Source organism: Nitratidesulfovibrio oxamicus, from assembly GCF_015731765.1.
Taxonomy (GTDB): domain Bacteria; phylum Desulfobacterota; class Desulfovibrionia; order Desulfovibrionales; family Desulfovibrionaceae; genus Cupidesulfovibrio; species Cupidesulfovibrio oxamicus.
In genome coordinates this window covers 1-2967 of sequence record NZ_VRYY01000323.1, presented here as the reverse complement: position 1 = coordinate 2967, position 2967 = coordinate 1, and the positions used below count along the sequence as shown (strand labels likewise).

Below are 2967 nucleotides of genomic sequence, written 5' to 3'. Positions count from 1 at the left end.
AGCGGCCATGCTGGCAACCACGCTGGCCGGGTGCTCCTTCGGCCCCGACCACGCCCGCCCCGCCATGGACCTGCCCGACGCCTGGCGCGCGGGCACGGCGGACACGGGCACCGTGCAGGACGGCTGGTGGAAGGGTTTCGGCGATCCGGCACTGGATGCCCTGGTCACCGCCGCGCTGGACCACAACCGCGACCTTGCCAAAGCCATCGCCAACGTGGACGAGGCCCGCGCCCAACTGGGCGTTGCCCGGGCCGACCAGATGCCCCGGATCGACGCGCAGGGCGCATCACAGCGCCAGCGTCATTCGCTGGAGGGCCTCAACTCGTTCGATGAATCCACCCGCGTGCAGGATCTGCACAACGTGGGCGGCGCCCTGTCGTACGAAGTGGACCTGTGGGGCCGCTACCGCCGCGCCAGCGAGGCGGCGCGTGCCGACCTGCTGTCCACCATGGCCGCGCGCGACACCGTGCGCCTGACCCTGGTTTCCGAAGTGGCGCGCACCTATTTCGACCTGCGCGCCTACGACCAGCAACTCCAGATCGCCCGCAACACGCTGGCCTCGCGCGAATCCACGCAGGAACTGCGCAAGGTGCGCCACGAACTGGGCCTGACCAGCGAACTGGACTATCGCCAGGCCGAGGCGGAAGCCGCGTCCGCCCGGTCCAGCGTGCACACGCTGGAAAACGGCGTCTCCGCCACCGAAACGGCCCTGGCCGTACTGACCGGCAGAAGCCCGCGCGACATCGTGACCGGCACCGTGGAACGCGGCCTGGCCGTGGACACAGCGCCCGTGCCCCCCAGCGTGCCCGCCGGGCTGCCTTCGGCCCTGCTGGAACGTCGCCCGGACCTCGTGCAGGCGGAACAGCAACTTGCGGCGGCCAGCGCGCGCATCGGCGTGGCCAAGGCGGCGTACTTCCCGTCCATATCGCTTACCGGCCTGCTGGGCTACGAAAGCAGTGACCTGACCGGGCTGTTCACCGGCCCGGCGGGCACGTGGCGGTATGCGGGCAGCGTGTCCATGCCCATCTTCGACTTTGGCCGGGTCAAGGCCGGGGTGGAAGCGGCGGAAGCGCGCCAGCGCGCCGCCCTGGCCGGGTATGAAAAGGCCGTGCAGAACGCCTTCCGCGAGGCGCAGAACTCCCTTGTGGCCAACCGCAAGGCCCGCGAGGTGGCGGAGGCGCAGACCACGCAGGTGGAGGCGTTGCGCCGCTCGCTGCGCCTTGCCAGGCTGCGCTACGACAACGGCTATTCCAGCTACCTCGAGGTGCTGGACGCCGAACGCAGCCTGTTCCAGGCCGAGGTTTCGCTGGCGTCAGCCCGGCGCGACCAGCTGACGGCGGTGGTGGACGTATACCGCGCCCTTGGCGGCGGCTGGGCGGGCATTGCCCCGCAGGCCCCGAATGCCACAGACGCTCCCGAAGCCGCGCCCCGGGCCGACAAGCCGGTGGTGATCGCGCAATGAGCGACGACCGGCGCTGTCGCCGTTGCCGTGTGGACCGCGCCGAGCGCCACGGCACGCACGGCTTCGGCCACACCGTGAAGGAACTGGCCCGCGGCTGGCGGGCCGAGTTCGACCGGCGTTTCCGCCCCATGGGGCTGTCCGACACCAGTTGGGGGGTCATCTGGCTGCTGTCCGGACACGGCTCGCTGCCCCAGGGCCGCGTGGCCGAACTGCTGGGAGTGGAAGGCCCCACCCTGGTGCGCCTGCTGGACCGCATGGAAAAGGAAGGCTGGGTGCGCCGCCAACCGTCGGAAACCGATCGCCGTGTGAAACTGGTGGCCCTGACAGACCAGGCCCGCCCTGTGTACGACGCCATGCTGGACATCGGTTTCGCCCTGCGCGACGAACTGATGGACGGCATCCCCGAGGAGCATGTGGTCATCGCCCACGCGGTGATGCTGCGCCTGCTGGACAAGCTGGACGCCCTGGGCAACCAGGACGGCGGCGAAGCGGCGGTGTGCGCCCCCTGCCGCCCCGAAACCACGGACTGACGAGCGCGCGGCGCACGCCATGCCGGGCCAGGCCGGCCCGGCAGCGGTGAACCCGAACGGCAACGCGGCGTCTTCGCAGGAAGACGCCGCGTTTTGCATCGTGCGGGGCAGAAAGACGAAAGGCGGCGCTTATCTGGGCAGGCCGCCCAGCACGCCGCCCACCATGGCGACAACCGCGCCCACCACGCAGACGATGGCCACGTTTTTGGCCTTGGGGTCACCGGCCTTGTGGCGCTTCCACGCCACGAACGCCTGGTACCACAGCCACGCGCCAAGCACGGTCAGAATCATGGGAATGACGGGCATGGGGCCTCCTTTGGCAAGGTCAGTTCCGTCCGGAAAAAAAGGGGGGGGGAAGGGATACGTGCCCGGCGTGCCCCCGCTGGCATGGCGCCCCGAGTGCGAGGGGCCGCACGCACACCACCGGACGGTGCGCCGTCATGGCACGGAGCGCGCCGCCGCGCAAGCCCCTTGGGATATGGTCGTTTCCGTGCCGCCGGGGTGCTGCGGCTCTGCCGCAGCACCTGACGCACGGGTGCCGTCCGCTGCGTACCCCTCGCTGCCTTACTTCCCGCCGGATGCCTCACTTCCCGCCGGGGGCACAACCGGGGCATCTGCCGCATCAGGTCCGGCCCCCACAATTCCCTCGGGCCAGCCGCCCCCCAGGGCCTTGTACAGCGACACCAGATGCAGCAGCACGCCGGAGCGGCTTCGGGCCAGGGCTTCCTCCACCTCCAGTTGGCGGCGCTCGGCGTCCAGCACGGTCAGCAGGTCGTCCACGCCTTCCGCATAGCGCACCTTGGCCAGCCGGGTGGCCTCGGCCTGCGCCTCCAGCGAACGGGTCAGCCGCTCGCGCTCCACGAAGGCTTCGGCGTAGCGGGCCAGCGAGGTTTCCACCTCTTCGAAGGCCACCAGCACGGTCTTGCGCCAGCGCTCCAGCGTGGCCTCGCGCCGGGCCTCCAGCGCGGCCACGGC

Annotated in this window: 4 protein-coding genes; 2 read left to right on the top strand and 2 right to left on the bottom strand. The window is 70.8% G+C overall.

Annotation, left to right across the window (positions count from 1 at the left end):
• Window positions 1-1462 (top strand): efflux transporter outer membrane subunit (locus FVW20_RS11235; RefSeq protein WP_196609653.1); only part of this gene is annotated, 1462 nt, incomplete at its 5' end.
• A complete protein-coding gene (locus tag FVW20_RS11230) occupies window positions 1459-1992 on the top strand; it encodes a MarR family winged helix-turn-helix transcriptional regulator (RefSeq protein ID WP_196609651.1) in 534 nt (177 codons plus the stop codon). The genes FVW20_RS11235 and FVW20_RS11230, both read left to right, overlap by 4 nt.
• A gap of 129 nt (window positions 1993-2121) precedes the next feature.
• Here the strand turns inward: FVW20_RS11230 and FVW20_RS11225 are convergent, their stop codons facing one another.
• Window positions 2122-2298, bottom strand: a complete 177-nt coding sequence (locus FVW20_RS11225) for a hypothetical protein (RefSeq protein WP_196609650.1) — start codon at window positions 2296-2298, stop codon at window positions 2122-2124.
• A 258-nt stretch (window positions 2299-2556) separates the two neighbouring features.
• Window positions 2557-2967 (bottom strand): TolC family protein (locus tag FVW20_RS11220; RefSeq protein WP_231039050.1); only part of this gene is annotated, 411 nt, incomplete at its 5' end.